The sequence below is a fragment of the Lacisediminihabitans sp. genome, from assembly GCF_036404185.1.
GTDB lineage: Bacteria > Actinomycetota > Actinomycetes > Actinomycetales > Microbacteriaceae > Lacisediminihabitans.
Genome location: NZ_DASWPB010000028.1, coordinates 1 through 15,761, shown reverse-complemented (window position 1 = coordinate 15,761; position 15,761 = coordinate 1). Strand labels below are relative to the sequence as shown.

The following is a 15,761-nucleotide window of genomic DNA, read 5'->3' as shown; positions in this document are numbered from 1 at the left end:
CGATCTCGTCCTGGCGACGGTAGCGGCGACCGATGGCACCGGCGTCGTCGAAGTCGATGTTCCAGCGTTTGCGAAGGTTGGCCGCGAGATCGCGAGCCACGGGTGAGAGCTCGCTGCCCCTCGACAGCGGCAGCACGGCGGCCTTGACCGGTGCGAGGCGCGGGTCGAGCCGCAGCACGGTGCGCTTGTCGACGCCGCCCTTGGTGTTGGGCGCCTCGTCCTCGGTGTAGGCGTCGATCAGGAACGCCATCAGGCTGCGGGTCAGGCCGGCGGCCGGCTCGATGACGTAGGGCACATAGCGCTCGTTGTTGGCCTGATCGAAGTAGGAGAGGTCCTGGCCGGAGAACGTGGAGTGCTGGGTCAGGTCGAAGTCGGTGCGGTTCGCGATGCCCTCGAGCTCCTCGAAGTCGCGCCCGGAGAAGCCGAAGCGGTACTCGATGTCGACGGTGCGCTTCGCGTAGTGGCTGAGCTTCTCCTTCGGGTGCTCATAGTGCCGCAGGTTGTCCGGGTTGATCCCCAGCTCGACGTACCATCGGGTGCGCTCGTCGATCCAGTACTGGTGCAGCTCCTCGTCCTCGCCCGGCTTGCAGAAGTACTCCATCTCCATCTGCTCGAACTCGCGGGTGCGGAAGATGAAGTTGCCCGGCGTGATCTCGTTGCGGAAGCTCTTTCCGATCTGGGCGATGCCGAACGGCGGCTTCAAACGCGCGGAGCCCATCACGTTGGCGAAGTTGACGAAGATGCCCTGGGCCGTCTCCGGACGCAGGTAGGCCATCCCCTCCTCGTTGTCGACGGGACCGAGGAAGGTCTTCAGCAGGCCGGAGAAGTTCTGCGGCTCCGTCCAGTTGCCCGGCTGGCCGGTGTCGGGATCGGTGATGTCGGCCAGCCCGTTGACGGGAGGGTGGCCGTGCTTCTCCTCGTAGGCCTCGAGCAGGTGGTCGGCCCGGTAGCGCTTGTGGGTGTGCAACGACTCGACGAGCGGGTCGCTGAACACGTCGACGTGGCCGGAGACCTCCCAGACCCGGCGCGGCAGGATGACGGAGGAGTCGATACCGACGATGTCGTCCCTGCCCTGCACCATGAACTGCCACCACTGGCGCTTGATGTTCTCCTTGAGCGCCGTGCCGAGCGGACCGTAGTCCCAGGCGGAGCGCGATCCGCCGTAGATCTCCCCCGATTGGAAGACGAAGCCGCGACGCTTCGCCAGGTTGATTACGGGATCGAGGGGGGAGGCGTTGGCCACGAAGAACTCCAAAGGTCAGCCACGCTGGGTGCGCGGTCGAGTAACTTCACCATGTTAGTTGCTGCACCGCCGCGACCGAGTCGCGCACGGCATCCGTCACCTCGTCGAGCTCCGCGGGAGAGAGACCGTCGGCGATCGTGAATCGCACGGCCGTCTGGGCCAGCGCGGGGTCGAGGCCCATGGCGAGGAGGACGTGCGACGGCTCGTCGGAGCCAGCGGCACAGGCCGATCCGCTCGAGCAGAGGATGCCGCGCCGCTCCAGTTCGAGCAGCACCGCCTCCCCGCTCGTGCCCGCGAAGGTGAACGAGGCGTTGCCGGGAAGCCGGGCGGACGGATGGCCGGTCAGCCGCGCGCCGGGAACCGTTCCCAGCACCGCCGCGATGAGGCGGTCGCGGGTCTGGACGAGCGACGGGTCGATCGCCCGCGTCGCGAGCTCGAGAGCGGTGGCCAACCCGACGGCGCCCGCGACGTTCTCGGTCCCGGAGCGGCGTCCCCGTTCCTGGCCGCCCCCGTGCATGAGCGGCTCGAGCGGGATGCGCCCGCGCACGAACAGCGCGCCGACTCCCTTCGGGGCGCCGAGCTTGTGACCGGAGATGGTCATCGCATCCACGCCCAGCCGGGTCACGTCGAGATCGAGGGCGCCGGCGGCCTGCACCGCGTCGGTGTGGACGGGCACACCCAGCTCATGCGCGATGGCCACGATCTGACCGATGGGCTGGATGCTGCCCACCTCGTTGTTCGCGTACATGACGGTGACGAGCGTGGTGTCCGGCCGGATCGCCTCCGCGACCTCGTCGAGGTCGACGAGCCCGTCGGCGTCGACGCCGAGGCGGGCCACCTCGAAGCCGTGGAATCGGACCAGGTAGTCGCAGGCCTCGAGGACGGCCTGGTGCTCGATCGTCGTGGTCACGATGTGCCGTCCCCGCGGCGAGGCCAGGGCGATGCCCTTGATGGCCAGGTTGTCGCCCTCCGTGCCCCCGGAGGTGAAGACGACCTCGGATGCGCGGCAGCCGAGCACCGCGGCGATCCTGCCCCTCGCGTCGGCGAGGGCCGCCGCCGCCGACTCCCCCAGCCCGTGGTGGCTGGAGGGGTTGCCGAAGTCGCCGGTCAGGTACGGCCACATCGCCTCGAGGACGTCGCGCCGGACGGCCGTCGTCGCCGCCGAGTCGAGGTAGATCATTCCCGGCCGAGATCGATGTCGAGTCCGAGGTCGAGCGAGCGCACGCTGTGGGTGAGGGCTCCGACCGAGATGATGTCGACGCCGGTGCGTGCGATCTCGCCCACCGTTCCGAGGTTGACGTTGCCGCTCGCCTCGACGAGGGCGCGACCGTCCACGATGCTCACCCCCTCGCGCAGCTCGTCGAGACTGAAGTTGTCGAGCATGATCGTGTCGACGGAGGCCGCGAGCACCGGTTCGATCTGCTCGATCCTGTCGACCTCGACCTCGAGATGGGTCGTGTGGGAGAGCCGGGCGCGGACCCCGAGCAGCGCCTCGGTCAGCCCGAGGCCGCCCGCGGTGAGCACCGCCAGGTGGTTGTCCTTCGCCATGACCGCGTCGGACAGCGAAAAACGATGGTTCTGCCCCCCGCCGCAGCGCACCGCGTGGCGCTCGAACTGGCGCAGACCCGGCGTCGTCTTGCGGGTGTCGACGATGCGTGCGCCCGTGCCTGCCACCTCCGCGACGTAGCCGGCCGTCAGCGTCGCGATCCCGCTCATCCGCTGGACGAAGTTGAGCGCGACCCGTTCCGCCTGCAGCACGGCCCTGGCCGGACCCGTGACGATCGCGAGCGTCGCCCCGGTCTCGAAGGCCTCCCCGTCGGCGACGAGCAGGGAGACCGCGATCGCCTCGCTCGTGATCGTCATCGCCGCGGCGAAGACGTCGCCCCCGCTGAAGACACCCGCCTCGCGGGCGACGAGCCTCGCGGTGGCCAGCGCCGTGGCCGGGATCAGGTTCTCCGAGGTGACGTCGCCCCACGGCGCGTCCTCGAGAAGGGCCGCCGTGACGACGGATCGGATGTGCTGGTCGGTGAGCATCAGGCGGCGACCTCTCTGGCCGGTTCGAGGGACGTCCAGTCGAGGTGCCTGGCGAAAGAGGCGCGGGTCTCGGGGAAGTCGGAGCGGTAGTGCGCGCCCCTGGACTCCTCGCGGACGACGGCGGCCTCGGTGATCAGCCGCGCGAGCTCAAGCAGATTGGCCTTCTCCCGCTCCGCGAGGAGCTCCGTGCCGGTCGCGCCCGACGCGGGGCCCCAGCCGGAAAGGCGATCGGCGGCGGCGCGCAGGCCCTCCCCGGAGCGGAATACCCCGACCTCGTCCCACATGAGCTCCTGCAGCTCGCCCTTCTCGAAGGGGCCGGATCCCGGGGATGCACCCGGATCCCCCGCCTCGCGCGGACCCCGCGACACCGGGGCTCCGGCCGGCCAGGCCCGGTCGAGCCTGTCGACGGACCGCCAGGCGAAGACGAGGGACTCGAGCAGCGAGTTGGAAGCCAGGCGGTTGGCGCCGTGCACCCCCGTGCAGGCGACCTCGCCGACGGCGAAGAGCCCGGGGAGCGAGGTCCGGCCCCACTCGTCGGTCTTGACGCCGCCCATCCAGTAGTGGGCGGCCGGGGTCACCGGAATCGGCTCGCTGCCCCAGTCCAGGCCGTTGTCGAGGCAGGCCCTCGTGATGCCGGGGAACCGCTCCGCGAGGAAGGAGCCGCCGAGCGCCGTCGCATCCAGCAGCACCGGCGCCCCGCCCTGGGCGGCCATCTGCCTGGCGATGCCACGAGCCACCACGTCGCGGGGGGCAAGCTCACCGTCGGGATGCCAGTCCGTCATGAAACGGCGTCCGGCCGCGTCGAGGAGGACGGCTCCCTCGCCGCGCACGGCCTCGGAGATCAGGAAGTTGCCCGGCACGGCGAGCGAGGTCGGGTGGAACTGGTAGAACTCGACGTCTTCGAGCACCGCCCCGGCACGGAACGCGGCCGCCGCCCCGTCGCCGGTGGTGACGGCGGGATTGGTCGTGTGCCGATAGAGCTGACCGGCTCCCCCGCTCGCGAGGATCACCGCGTCCGCCTCGATCCGCTCGGGGACCCCGGCCGCGTCGAGCACGTCGACGCCGACCACCCGGCCGCCGCTCACCACCAGATCGCCGACGAAGGTGTCCTCGAGCACCCTGGTCGCCGACTCCCGCACGGCCGCCACGAGAGCGGCCTCGATGACCGCCCCCGTCGCATCCCCGCCTGCGTGCAGAACGCGGGCGCTCGAGTGGGCGGCCTCGCGCCCGCGGGCGAGCTCCCCCCGTTCCCTGTCGAAGGCGACCCCGAGCCGGATGAGATCGCGGACGCGCTCCGGCCCCTCCGTGCAGAGCACCTCGACCGCCCGACGGACGTTGAGGCCGGCACCGACCCTCATGGTGTCCTCGATGTGGGCGTCGACGCTGTCGTCGGGGAACATCGCCACCGCAATGCCGCCCTGCGCGTACTTGGTGTTGCTCTCGGCGAGCTCGGCCTTGGTGATGAGGGTCACGGAGTGCTCACGGCCGGCGCGGAGTGCGGCCACGAGGCCCGCGATCCCGGTCCCGACGACGATGACGCTGCCCACCGTCAGTCCCCGATCACCTGGGACACGAGGGTCCCTGGCTTCGCGTCCAGCATGCGCTCGAGCGCGACCCGCGCGGGGACCGCGACGGTCTCCGCGACGGTGATCCGATTGAGGCTCTCGCCGCGCACGAGGGCCTCGAGCACCCAGGCGAGGTATCCGGGATGGATGCGATACATGGTGGAGCAGGGGCAGATGACCGGATCGAGGCTGAAGATCGTGTGCTGCGGATACTGCGCGGCGAGACGGTTGACCATGTTGATCTCGGTGCCGATGGCGAAGGTGCTCGGTTCTGTCGCGGCGGCGATGGCCTTGCCGATGAAATCGGTCGAGCCGGCGGCGTCCGCGGCGTCGACGACCGCCATCGGGCACTCGGGGTGCACGAGAACGGTCACCCCGGGGAAGTCGGCCCTCGCCTTGTCGATCTGCTCGACGCTGAAGCGCTTGTGCACGGAGCAGAATCCGTGCCAGAGGATCACCCTGGCGTCGGCGAGGGTCGTCTCCTCGTTGCCGCCGAGGGGACGACGGGGATTCCACATGGGCATCCGGTCGAGCGGGACGCCCATCGCCTTGGCCGTGTTGCGGCCGAGGTGCTGGTCGGGGAAGAACAGCACCCGCTGTCCGCGCTCGAAGGCCCACTCCAGCACGGTCGCGGCGTTCGAGGAGGTGCAGACGATGCCGCCATGCTCGCCGCAGAAGCCCTTGAGGGCGGCGGAGGAGTTCATGTAGGTGACCGGGATGACGGGAACCCGGCCGTCGGCATCCGGCTCGGTGCCGTAGAGCTCCTCGAGCTGCTCCCAGCACTCGGTGACGGAGTCGATGTCCGCCATGTCGGCCATCGAGCAGCCGGCGGCCAGATTCGGCAGGATGACCGACTGGCCGGGTGCGGCCAGGATGTCGGCGGTCTCCGCCATGAAGTGCACACCGCAGAAGACGATCGCCTCGGCGTTCGGCCTGGATTTGGCCGCATTGGCCAGCTGGAAGGAGTCGCCGACGAAATCGGCGTGTCTGACCACCTCGTCCCGCTGATAGAAGTGGCCGAGCACCACCACGCGGTCGCCGAGGGTCTCCTTCGCGGCGCGGATGCGGGCATCCAGTTCCTCGTTCGACGCGGTCCGGTACTCCTCGGGGATCTGCCCCTGCCGGGGCGTGCCGACCGGGATGACGTCGCCCATGGAGGAGCCGGGGCCGTAGCTCGGTGCGGGCTGCCGGTCGAACACCCATGGCCCCTCGGCGAGGTCGGGGCTGCAGGTGGCGCCGGCACGCACGCCGGTGCGGATGAGCTGGATGGTGGTGTCGACGGACGACAAGGTGACTCCTAGATCCCGTTGTCGTTCACGAGTGGGCCAGAGGCCCGTTGTCGGTGAATTCGACGGACGTGTTGTAGCGGTAGAGACGCGGGGGCCGGTGGCGCCCGCCGGTGAGACGTTGTTCCGTTGCGATGATCGCCTTCGAGCCCTCCACCTGCCGGCGGAAGTTCGCCGGGTCGATGGGCCTGCGCAGCACCGCCTCGTGCACCTGGCGCAGCTCGGCGAGGGTGAAGGTCTCACCGAGGAAGGCGTGGGCGATGCGGCTGTACTCCATCTTGGTGCGCAGCCGCCAGAGCGCGTAGTCGACGATCTGGTTGTGGTCGAAGGCGAGCTCCGGCAACTCGTCGGCCGCGAACCAGCGCACGTTCTCCCCCTCGGCCGCGAGGCTCGCCTCATCGGAGCGCACGAGGGCCCAGTAGACGATGGAGATCACCCGCTCGCCCGGCGACCGGTCGGTGTCGCCGAAGGCGTAGAGCTGTTCGAGGTAGTTCGGCTCGAGACCGGTGGTCTCGAGCAGGTTGCGGCCGGCCGCGGCGGCGAGCGACTCCTCCGCCTCGATCGGTCCACCCGGCAGGGCCCAGCAGCCGTCGAAGGGCTCACGGATGCGTCGGACGAGGGGCAGCCGCAGCGACGCGGCACCCGCCTCGCCGTCGTTCCGGAGCGCGAAGATCACGGTGGAGACCGCGAGTGCGGGTTCGCCTGCCATGATCCGTCCAACCGGGGCCGTTGAGTAAAGGTGTTTGTGACCCTAAGGCATTCTAGCTTCCCGGCGGGCCACCGCCAAACGCGGCCGATCCGGTCAGCGGAGCGGGGCCAGCTCGTGCACCCGCTGGATGATCCGCAGCGTCTCGAGCGCGTCGCGCGGATCGACGGGAACGGGCGCGCCGTCGAGGATGGCCGCGGCGACCCCGGCGTAGAACGCGGGGTAGTCCCCCCGCTCGCTCGGCACCCGGGTGAGCGGGACATCGGTCGAGCCGTCGATGCCGAGGAGTCCCCACTTGTCCTTCGGCTCGACACCGTAGCCCTCGTCGGTCGGCGAGGCGCCGGCGACGAGCGCCGGTTCCTGGCCGTCGACCCCGTAGACCGTGTAGGCCGCCGAGGAGCCGAGGAGCCGGAAGCGGGGTGCCGTCTGGCCCGCCAGTCTGCTGAGGGTCAGGTGGGACCGCACACCGGACTCGTGGGCCAGCGCGACGAAGGCCTCGTCGTCGCTCACCCCGCCGTCCCGAAGCACCGACAGCTCGGCGTACTCCACCGTCGCCGGCCCGAACAGCTGCAGGGCCTGATCGATGACGTGGCTGCCCAGGTCGAAGGTGATGCCGGCCCCCTGGGCGCTCGTGGTGGTGTCCTGCCAGCGGTTCTTCAGCGCGGGAGACCAGCGTTCGAAGGTGGACTCGAACCGGTGAACCGTGCCGAGCGCGCCATCGGCCAGCAGTCTGCGCACGGTGAGGAAGTCGCTGTCCCATCGCCGGTTCTGGAACACGATCAGCGGGCGCCCCGCGTGGTCCGCGGCATCGATCAGCCGTTCCGCCTCCGCGACGGATGCCGCGAACGGCTTGTCGATGACCACGGCGGCCCCGCGTTCCAGCGCCGCGAGCCCCTGCTGAAGATGGACGTGGGCGGGAGAGGCGAGCACGACCAGGTCGAGATCCCGTTCCAGGAGCCGCTCGGCCGAGTCGACCACCTCCGCCCCGGGATGCTGGGCGGTCGCCTGCGCACGGCGCTGGGGATCGCTCGTCGAGATGACGTCGAGGGAGAACCGCGGATTGGTCGAGACGAAGGGCGAGTGGAAGATCCTGCCGGAGAGACCGTAGCCGATGATGCCGGTGCGGATGGGGGTGCTGATGGCCATGGCCCCAGCCTACTGAGCGTCCGCCTAGTGAGCGTCCGGATCCAGTCCCATCGCCGCGGCGATGTCGGCCGCCTCGATCCGGGTCGAGACACCCAGTTTCCGGTAGATGCTGCTGAGCTGGGACCTCACGGTGACGGGCGAGACAAGGAGCACCGCCGCGATCTCCGAGACGGTCCTCTTGTTCTGCAGCAGACTCAGAATCCGCAGCTCGGCCGTCGAGAGCGGCCCGTGCGCACGCTCGGACAGCAGCAGGTGGGAGATGCTCTCGACCCCGGTCCAGAGCTCGACAGCCTCGTCGGCCGACTCCGGATGCTCCTGGCCGAACCGCGCGAACAGGGTCGCGAGCGCGGAACGGGACAGGTTCAGATAGGGGCTGAGGGCCGGCCCCCGCCGCATCATGGTGAAGAACTCGAGAAAGAGCTCGTCTGCCGCCGTGCCCTGCCCGAGCTGATCCTGGGCGATCGCACGGCGGAGGATCACCGAGGGCAGCGTCCGCATCGAATGGTCGCGCCCCCTGGCGATGCAGGCATCGGTATCGGCGAGCGCGAGCAGGGGCTGGCCGGTGGCCAGATGCGCAGACGCCCGCTGGACCGCCAGGCAGATCGAATGCCCGATGGTGCTGGGAACGTCGATGAGGACGTCGAACGCGTCCCCGGCGCGGCCGACGGCAACACACAGGTCGGAGAGCAGGGACTGGCTCATCGCGTCGATGATCGCCAGGTCCTCCTGCTGTTCCACGACGGGCATGGCCTTCCGCAGCGCCGTGAGAGCCGCCTCCGCCCGTCCGGAGTAGAGCAGGCCGTATCCCTCGCTGAGCTGCACCAGCGCTCTCCACCTTGGCGCCTCGTTCACGAAGCCGCGGAACCACGCGCCGGCGCGCAGGAGGCCCTCCGCGTCGAGGTGGGAGTGGGCGACGAGGGACTCCGCGAACACGAGGGGATACTCGCTCTCCGATTCCGGGCGGTCCTCCGCGGCGTAGGTGCGGCGCGCTTCGTCGATGAGCTCCTGGGCGGCCGTGAGCTCGCCGCTCCACGCGCGGGCGAGCGCCTCGAGGGAGGTCGTGCGGAAACGGACGAACGAGAGCCGGTCGGTCACCCCGAGCCAGCGGATCCTGCTCGTGAACTCGGTGCCGTGGCGCGGTCGGCCGGCGAGCAGGTAGGCCTCCGCGATCTGAGCCCAGAGGACCGCGAGCGCCGGTGCCAGCTCGGCCTTCTCCGTCAGGCCGCCGGCCTCGAGCTCTCGGGTCAGCTGCACGCCGAGGGCCGTCGCCTCTCTGATCTTGCCGCGGGAGAGGCGCCCCCAGACGACCGCGGCCACCACGAGGATGCGCCGCTCGATGGGAATCGACAGCAACCGGGATGCGGGAACGTTGATGAGGAACGTCTCGAGGTCCCTTCTCCGCTGGACGTCGAACGGGGGAAGCCTCGACTGGAGGAGCCTGATCGCGAGTGCCTCGAGATCGCCGCGATAGAAGTCGTCCGGGATGGCCGAGGCCGCGATCCTGAACTCCGGGGTGGAGATCTGCTCCCCCACCTCAGACCAGACCGCCTTCATGAGCGCGACGGCATTCTCGTAGAGCCCCGCCCCGGCGTAGTGGTGGATGGCGAGCGCGGGGGCCCTGTGCTCGAGGGCCCTGGCGGCCTGCTCGTGGATGCCGGGGATCGCCCCGTCCAGCACGGTCGCCGCGTATTCCTGGAGGAGCTCCCGTTCCTGGGTCGGTATCTCGTAGGAGACGAACTCGTCGCCGGGAATCCGGCTCGCCATGATCAGGCCGTCCTTGAGCAGGGTCGCGACGGCATCCCCGACCGGCTCGTCGCGCATGAGGGTCGTGAGCAGGTCCGCCGGCATCCTGATCGACAGGGCGATGAGGGAGAAGACGGTGACGACCCGCTCGCCGCCCTTGCGCGTCCGGAGGTGGGTGAGTGACCACTCGAGCGCGATGTCCCTGGCGTTGCGGCCGCCGAGCCCCACGTTCTCCGACGCCGCCCTGTCCCACACGGTCAGGTAGTGGAGGAGGGCGCCGGGGCGGCCTCCGGTCGCCTCCGTGATCGCCCGATAGTCGATCCGGCCGGCGGCCGCAGGATAGACGCTCTCGGCGAAGTCGCTGACCATCCCCGCGGTCCAGGCGAGGGTCGAGGCCTCGATCGTCACCCGATCGACGGTGTCGCTGATGCTGCCCTCGTCCTCGATGCTGGAGACGATGACGATCGCGCGGACAAGTGGCGTCTGTCTGGCCAGGTGGGCCACACGATCCAGCTCGGGCGCCGACTCGACCCTGTCCACGTCGTCGAAGACGACGATGACGGGGACGGCCAGGTCCTGTAGCACGGAGTAGTCCGCCGGCCCATCCAGGGCGGCGGCGGCCTCTCGCTGCGGCAGCAGCCCCAGCCGTCCCATCGCGCCGATCATGGTCTCCCAGATCTGCCGCGCGGTGCCGACCATGCCGCCGCAGTCGATCCAGACCACCGGATGGGTGTACGCCCGCTCCCGGAGCCAGCCGGCGACCCCGACCGTCTTGCCGAAGCCGGCCGGCGCATCCACGACCAGGATGGAGGAACCGCGGAGCCACTTCTCCAGCCGTGCCTCGAGGCGGGGGTGGGCGATACGATTCGCGGGCAGGGCGGGAACGCCCCACAGCACCCGCCCGTCGCCGTGTTGTCCTCTGTCTGCGTCGTTCACCGCTGTTGTCCGAACTCCCCGTTGCCCGTGCCATCGGTCGGAGTCCCCTGGACGATCGGGGAGACCGGAATGGCGTAGGGGGCATCGCTGCCCCTCTCGAACCTTATCCGTGTCCGCGCGACATTAGCAGACGACGCCCGTGCGAGTACCAGAGCTGGGGTAGACCAGCGCGTCCGTCCGCCTCGGCCAGGCGGGCACCCAGGATCAGGCGGTCGGAGCGTCGACTGCCGTGCCGAAACGGCGGTTCCGGGAGGCGTACTGGGTGATCGCCTGCCACAGCTGCTCCCTGGTGAAATCGGGCCACAGGGTGTCGAGAAAGACCATCTCCGCATACGCGCTCTGCCAGAGCATGAAGTTGCTCGTGCGCTGCTCGCCGGAGCTCCGCACGAAGAGGTCGACGTCGGGAAGCTCCGGGATGTAGAGGTGCCGCTGCATCGTCCGCTCGGTGATGCCGGAGGGCTTGAGCCGGCCGGCGGCGACCTCCTCCGCCATGGCGCGGACGGCATCCACGATCTCCGTGCGACCGCCGTAGTTCACGCACATGGTCAGGGTCAGCACCGAGTTGCCCGCCGTGAGGGACTCGGCGAACCGCAGCTCCTCGATGACCGAACGCCACAGTCGTGGCGTGCGGCCGGCCCATCTGACCCGCACCCCCCAGTCGTTGAGCTGATCGCGACGCCGGTGCAGCACGTCTCGGTTGAATCCCATGAGGAACCGCACCTCGTCCGGCGAGCGCTTCCAGTTCTCGGTGGAGAAGGCGTAGACGCTGAGGTGCTTGACGCCGATCTGGATGGCCCCGGCGACCACATCGAGCAGGCTCGCCTCCCCCGCCCGGTGACCCTCGATGCGGGTCAACCCCTTGCCGTTCGCCCAGCGGCCGTTACCGTCCATGACGATCGCGACGTGCTCAGGGACCGAGCCCTTGGGCATCGACGGCGGGTAGAGACCTGTCCAGTCCACCGGTTTGAAGTCGACGGCGTCCCTGTGGGTCTTCGTGACGGTCACGCTGGTGTTCTCCTGTCCACGTGCTCGAGAGAGCGCAGCCCCCGATCGAGATGGAACTGGGTGTACGCGGCGACGACGCCGCTCGCCTGGGAGCGCGTGCGGTCATCCGCCGCGTCCGCGGTCGCCCAGTCGCCGGTGAGCAGGGAGGAGAGCAGCAGGAGGGTGTGGGGATCGAGCCGGGGGGCGCCCGGCGGGGCGACGGCATCGGCCACCACACCGCCGAGCTGCACCACGAAGGCAGAATGCGGCCCCGGGGCGCCCGTCACGGCACAGTCGTCGAAGCTCGGGGACCAGCCGGCGATCGACAGGGCGCGGAGCAGATAGGAGTCGAGGGTGAGGCTCGCCCCGTGCTCCTTCCTGGCGAGCGACCGCAGGGCGCCGACGAGCAGGAGGTACTGCTGGAGGCTCACCTCGGCCTCGGTGAGCCGGTCCGCCGTCTCCACCATCGCGCTGGCGGCGGTGTAGCTGCCGTAGTCCGCGGTGATCTCGGCACCGTACGACCCGACGGACTCCGCCTGGGTGACGATGTCGAGGGAGCGGCCCTCGTACAACTGCACGTCGGCCACCATGAACGGCTCGAGCCTCGCACCGAACTTCGAGGCGGTGCGCCGTACCCCCTTGGCGACGGCGCGCACCTTGCCGTGCTGCCTCGTGAGCATCGTGACGATGCGGTCGGCCTCACCCAGCTTGTGGGTGCGCAGCACAACGGCTTCGTCACGGTAGAGGGGCACCGCTCCAGTATCCCCCGCGAGACTCCGATTGCGCCGAGGCGGCCCGTCTGGCTGGAGAATAGCTGTGTGGATGCCAGCCAGTTCATCGTCCCCCTCTGGGCGGACCTGCTCGCGATCGCGATCGGCGGCATGCAGGGAGCCATGTTCGCCGCGCAGTTCAGGGACCGCCGCCTCGACCTGCTGGGGATCGCCATCATCGGCATCGCCTCCGGCTTCGGCGGCGGCCTCATCCGCGACCTGCTGCTCAACGAGGTCCCCGTCGCCCTGCAGAAGAACTGGTATCTCGTCGTTGCCGTCGCCGCGGCCCTGCTCGGCATGCTGCTCGAGAGGATCTTCTCGCGGCTCGGTAACGTCATCACCGTGCTCGACGCGCTCACGATCGGCATCTACTGCGCGCTCGGCACCACCAAGGCCATCGCGGTCGGGCTGCCACCGGTCCCCGCCATCTTCGTGGGTGTGCTCGCCGCCGTCGGGGGCTCGATCCTGCGCGACATGCTGCTCAACCTGCCGATCGCGCTCATGCACGTCGGCTCGCTCTACGCCGTCGCCGCCCTCGTCGGCTCCGGCATGCTCGTGGGGCTGCTGGAGCTCGGCGTGGAGCCGTTCGTCGCCGGCGGCATCTGCGTCGCGGTCACCTTCGGGGTGCGCGTGCTCGCCGTGCTCTTCAAGTGGAGCCTGCCCGAACAGCGCAGGCTCGAACGGCTGCCGAGGATCAGGCTGCTGCGTAGACCGCGACAGCCCGGTCGATGAGTCGGCTCAGCAGCTCCGTATAGCTCACCCCGACCGCCTGCCACATGCGAGGGTACTGGCTGAACGCCGTGAGCCCCGGCAGCGTGTTGACCTCGTTGAGGATGATCGCACCGTCCGTCGAGACGAAGAAGTCGACGCGCGCGAGGCCCTCGCAGTCGAGGGTGGTGAAGGCGAGCTTGGCCAGTTCGGCGAGCTGGGCGGCGACATCGGCGGGGATCTTCGCGGGGACCTCCAGCTGAGCCCCTCCCCCCGCGGTGTACTTCGCGGTGTAGTCGAAGAAGACCGTGTGCTCCTCGGTGAGCACCCGCAGCGGTGCGCCGACGATGAGCTCCCCGTCCACCTGCTGCAGGACGCCGAGATCGACCTCGTCGCCCTCGATCGCGAGCTGGATGAGCGCCGTCTTGTCGTGGCTGAGGGCCAGGTCGAGCGCGGCCGTCAGCTCCTCGACCGAGGAGACCCTGCTCACCCCGACGCTCGACCCGGAGCGGTTCGGTTTGACGAACAGGGGGAAGCCCTCCGACTCGGCGAACTCGATCGCCTCGTGGATCGTCGCGGCCGTGACGCTGTGCGTGGGGATCGTCGGGATGCCGCTGGCGTCCAGCAGTCGCTGGCTCAGGTTCTTGTCCATGGCCAAGGCGCTCGCGAGCACCCCGCAGCCGACGTAGGGGACATGGGCGAGCTCGAGCAGGCCCTGCACCGTGCCGTCCTCGCCGAAGCGGCCGTGGAGGACGGGGAAGACGACGTCGACGTCGTCGAGGTCGGGGAACCTGGCGCCGGCGCCGGCCTCGGCCAGGGCATCCACCGAATCGACCCGATGCCAGCCGCCCCGGCGATCGATGCCGATCAGCACCGCCTCGTAGGCCTCGGCGTCGAGGTGAGCGGCGACGCTGCGCGCCGAATTGCACGACACCTCGTGCTCGCTGTTCGCTCCGCCGAAGATGATTCCGATCCTCTTCATGGTCACACTCTGCCTGTCTCGTACCGGTGTCGACGGGCCATCCGTCCGCCGAGCCCCGTCAGTATCTCGTGGGCGATCGTACCGGTCAGGTCCGCCCACTCCTGCGCATCCGGTTCACCGCGCGTCGGCGACCCGAGCAGCACGACCTCGTCGCCGAGCTCGACCGGTCGATCGCCGACGTCGACGACGAACTGATCCATCGAGATGGCCCCGACGACCGGGTGCCGCCTACCCCGGATGACCACCTCGCCGCCCCGCGAGAGCTCCCGCGGGATCCCGTCCGCATAGCCGACGGGCACCAGGGCGAGGGTGGTGGGGCGGTCGGAGACAAAAAGATGGTTGTAGCTCACCCCGGTGCCCTCAGCCACCCGCCTCAGCTGCGTGACCCTCGAGACGAGCCGCATCGCCGGCTCCAGTCCGTGGCTGCGGTCATGCACCGTCTCGATGCCGTAGAGGGAGGCACCGCAGCGGACCAGATCGAGCCGGGTCTCCGGATGCTCGAGGGCGCCGGCGGAATTGGCCAGGTGCAGCAGCGCCGGACGCAGCCCGCGCAGCCTGGCGAGCTCGACGCCAAGGCGGAAGGCGGCCACCTGGCCGTCGTTGACCCCGGGATCCGGACTCTCCGCGAGGGCGAGATGGGACCAGATGCCGGTGACCACGAGGTGCCCTGCGGCCTCTTCGCTCGCCGCCTGCAGGCAGAGGTCGTCCCATTCCGTCTCGGAGGCGCCGCCCCTGGACATGCCGGTGTCGATCTCGAGCTGTACCTGCGCCCGAACTCCGGTCTCGACGGCCGCCGCCGCCACGGCGACGAGGGTGGGGCGGTTGGCACAGGAGACGGTGATCCCGGTCCGGACGGCCTCGGCCAGGTTCGTCCACGGGTCGGCGAGCCAGCAGAGGGTGGGCGCGGTGATGCCGGCGTGACGAATCGCGATCGCCTCGTCGACGGTTGCGACACCGAGCCATTCCGCTCCCGCGTCCAGCGCGGTCAGAGCGACCTCGCGCCAGCCGTGCCCGAAGCCGTCGGCCTTGACGACGGCCATGACGCTCGTGCCGGTGATCTCGCGGATCCTGCCGACGTTGCGTGCGATGGCACCGTGATCGACGAAGCGGGTCGCCAGTTCGGGTGGGATCTCTGCGGATGCGGGAAGCCCAGTCGCATCCGCGGGTGTCATGCTCCAAGGATACCGACGACGAGGGAACAGCCCTTCGCGCCTGGCCGGTCCCGGTCGTTTTTCCGCTCGGCACGGTCCTGTTGTCGAAGGGCTCTAGAGGAGGCTGCCGCCCGAGACCTCGATGCGTTCGGCCGTCACCCAGCGCAGCTCGCTCGATGCGAGGGCCGCGATGGCATCGGCGATCTCGTCGGGCTGGCCGACGCGGCCGAGCGCCGTGTGGGCGGCCAGGCTGCTGCGCAGCTCTGGATCGTCACGCATGGCGCCGCCGTTGAAGTCGGTGGCCGTCGGGCCGGGAGCGATGCTGTTGATGCGGATGCCGCGGGGCCCGAGCTCCACGGCGAGGCTGCGGGTGATGGCCTCCACCGCCGTCTTCGACGCCGCGTAGAGCGAGGTCCCCGGGCTGACGTGGCGGGTGAGCGAGGTGGACACGTTGATGATGCGACCGCCGTCGACGACGTGAGGTGCCAGCGCCTGGATGAGGAAGAA

14 protein-coding genes are annotated in these 15,761 nt (G+C 69.9%); 1 reads left to right on the top strand and 13 read right to left on the bottom strand.

Features of this window, described 5'->3' with window-relative positions; translation table 11 throughout:
• The 10 genes from VGC18_RS01580 to recO form a co-directional block, all read right to left on the bottom strand.
• A partial coding sequence (locus VGC18_RS01580; RefSeq protein WP_331093528.1) for a glycine--tRNA ligase occupies window positions 1-1,243 on the bottom strand: 1,243 nt, incomplete at its 3' end.
• 46 nt (window positions 1,244-1,289) lie between these two features.
• On the bottom strand, window positions 1,290-2,423 hold the full coding sequence (locus VGC18_RS01575) for a cysteine desulfurase family protein (RefSeq protein WP_331093526.1): 1,134 nt from the start codon (window positions 2,421-2,423) through the stop codon (window positions 1,290-1,292).
• Complete coding sequence (gene nadC, locus VGC18_RS01570; protein ID WP_331093524.1) at window positions 2,420-3,277, bottom strand: carboxylating nicotinate-nucleotide diphosphorylase; 858 nt, start codon at window positions 3,275-3,277, stop codon at window positions 2,420-2,422. The genes VGC18_RS01575 and nadC overlap by 4 nt, the downstream gene beginning before the upstream one ends.
• The gene (nadB, locus tag VGC18_RS01565) at window positions 3,277-4,824 is read right to left on the bottom strand and encodes an L-aspartate oxidase (protein ID WP_331093522.1); all 1,548 of its coding nucleotides are present in this window, start codon (window positions 4,822-4,824) and stop codon (window positions 3,277-3,279) included. Before nadB ends, nadC begins: the two co-directional genes overlap by 1 nt.
• Before the next feature lie 2 nt (window positions 4,825-4,826).
• Complete coding sequence (gene nadA / locus VGC18_RS01560) at window positions 4,827-6,131, bottom strand: quinolinate synthase NadA (RefSeq protein WP_331093520.1); 1,305 nt, start codon at window positions 6,129-6,131, stop codon at window positions 4,827-4,829.
• A gap of 25 nt (window positions 6,132-6,156) precedes the next feature.
• Window positions 6,157-6,837, bottom strand: coding sequence for an NUDIX hydrolase (locus VGC18_RS01555; RefSeq protein WP_331093518.1), 681 nt, complete (start codon window positions 6,835-6,837; stop codon window positions 6,157-6,159).
• A gap of 93 nt (window positions 6,838-6,930) precedes the next feature.
• On the bottom strand, window positions 6,931-7,980 hold the full coding sequence (locus VGC18_RS01550; protein ID WP_331093516.1) for a Gfo/Idh/MocA family protein: 1,050 nt from the start codon (window positions 7,978-7,980) through the stop codon (window positions 6,931-6,933).
• 24 nt (window positions 7,981-8,004) lie between these two features.
• A complete protein-coding gene (locus VGC18_RS01545) occupies window positions 8,005-10,659 on the bottom strand; it encodes a helix-turn-helix transcriptional regulator (protein WP_331093514.1) in 2,655 nt (884 codons plus the stop codon).
• 204 nt (window positions 10,660-10,863) lie between these two features.
• On the bottom strand, window positions 10,864-11,664 hold the full coding sequence (locus tag VGC18_RS01540) for an isoprenyl transferase (RefSeq protein ID WP_331093512.1): 801 nt from the start codon (window positions 11,662-11,664) through the stop codon (window positions 10,864-10,866).
• A complete protein-coding gene (gene recO / locus VGC18_RS01535) occupies window positions 11,661-12,395 on the bottom strand; it encodes a DNA repair protein RecO (protein ID WP_331093510.1) in 735 nt (244 codons plus the stop codon). The genes VGC18_RS01540 and recO overlap by 4 nt, the downstream gene beginning before the upstream one ends.
• Before the next feature lie 66 nt (window positions 12,396-12,461).
• Here recO and VGC18_RS01530 point away from each other — a divergent pair, with 66 nt between their 5' ends.
• Complete coding sequence (locus VGC18_RS01530) at window positions 12,462-13,145, top strand: trimeric intracellular cation channel family protein (protein ID WP_331093507.1); 684 nt, start codon at window positions 12,462-12,464, stop codon at window positions 13,143-13,145.
• On the opposite strand, the gene VGC18_RS01525 is transcribed toward VGC18_RS01530, so the two are convergent.
• The 3 genes from VGC18_RS01525 to VGC18_RS01515 form a co-directional block, all read right to left on the bottom strand.
• The gene (locus VGC18_RS01525; protein ID WP_331093505.1) at window positions 13,108-14,103 is read right to left on the bottom strand and encodes a D-alanine--D-alanine ligase family protein; all 996 of its coding nucleotides are present in this window, start codon (window positions 14,101-14,103) and stop codon (window positions 13,108-13,110) included. The genes VGC18_RS01530 and VGC18_RS01525 overlap by 38 nt on opposite strands.
• A gap of 2 nt (window positions 14,104-14,105) precedes the next feature.
• A complete protein-coding gene (alr, locus tag VGC18_RS01520) occupies window positions 14,106-15,275 on the bottom strand; it encodes an alanine racemase (RefSeq protein ID WP_331093503.1) in 1,170 nt (389 codons plus the stop codon).
• A 93-nt stretch (window positions 15,276-15,368) separates the two neighbouring features.
• The coding region (locus VGC18_RS01515) for an SDR family oxidoreductase (protein ID WP_331093501.1) at window positions 15,369-15,761 on the bottom strand (393 nt) is incomplete at its 5' end.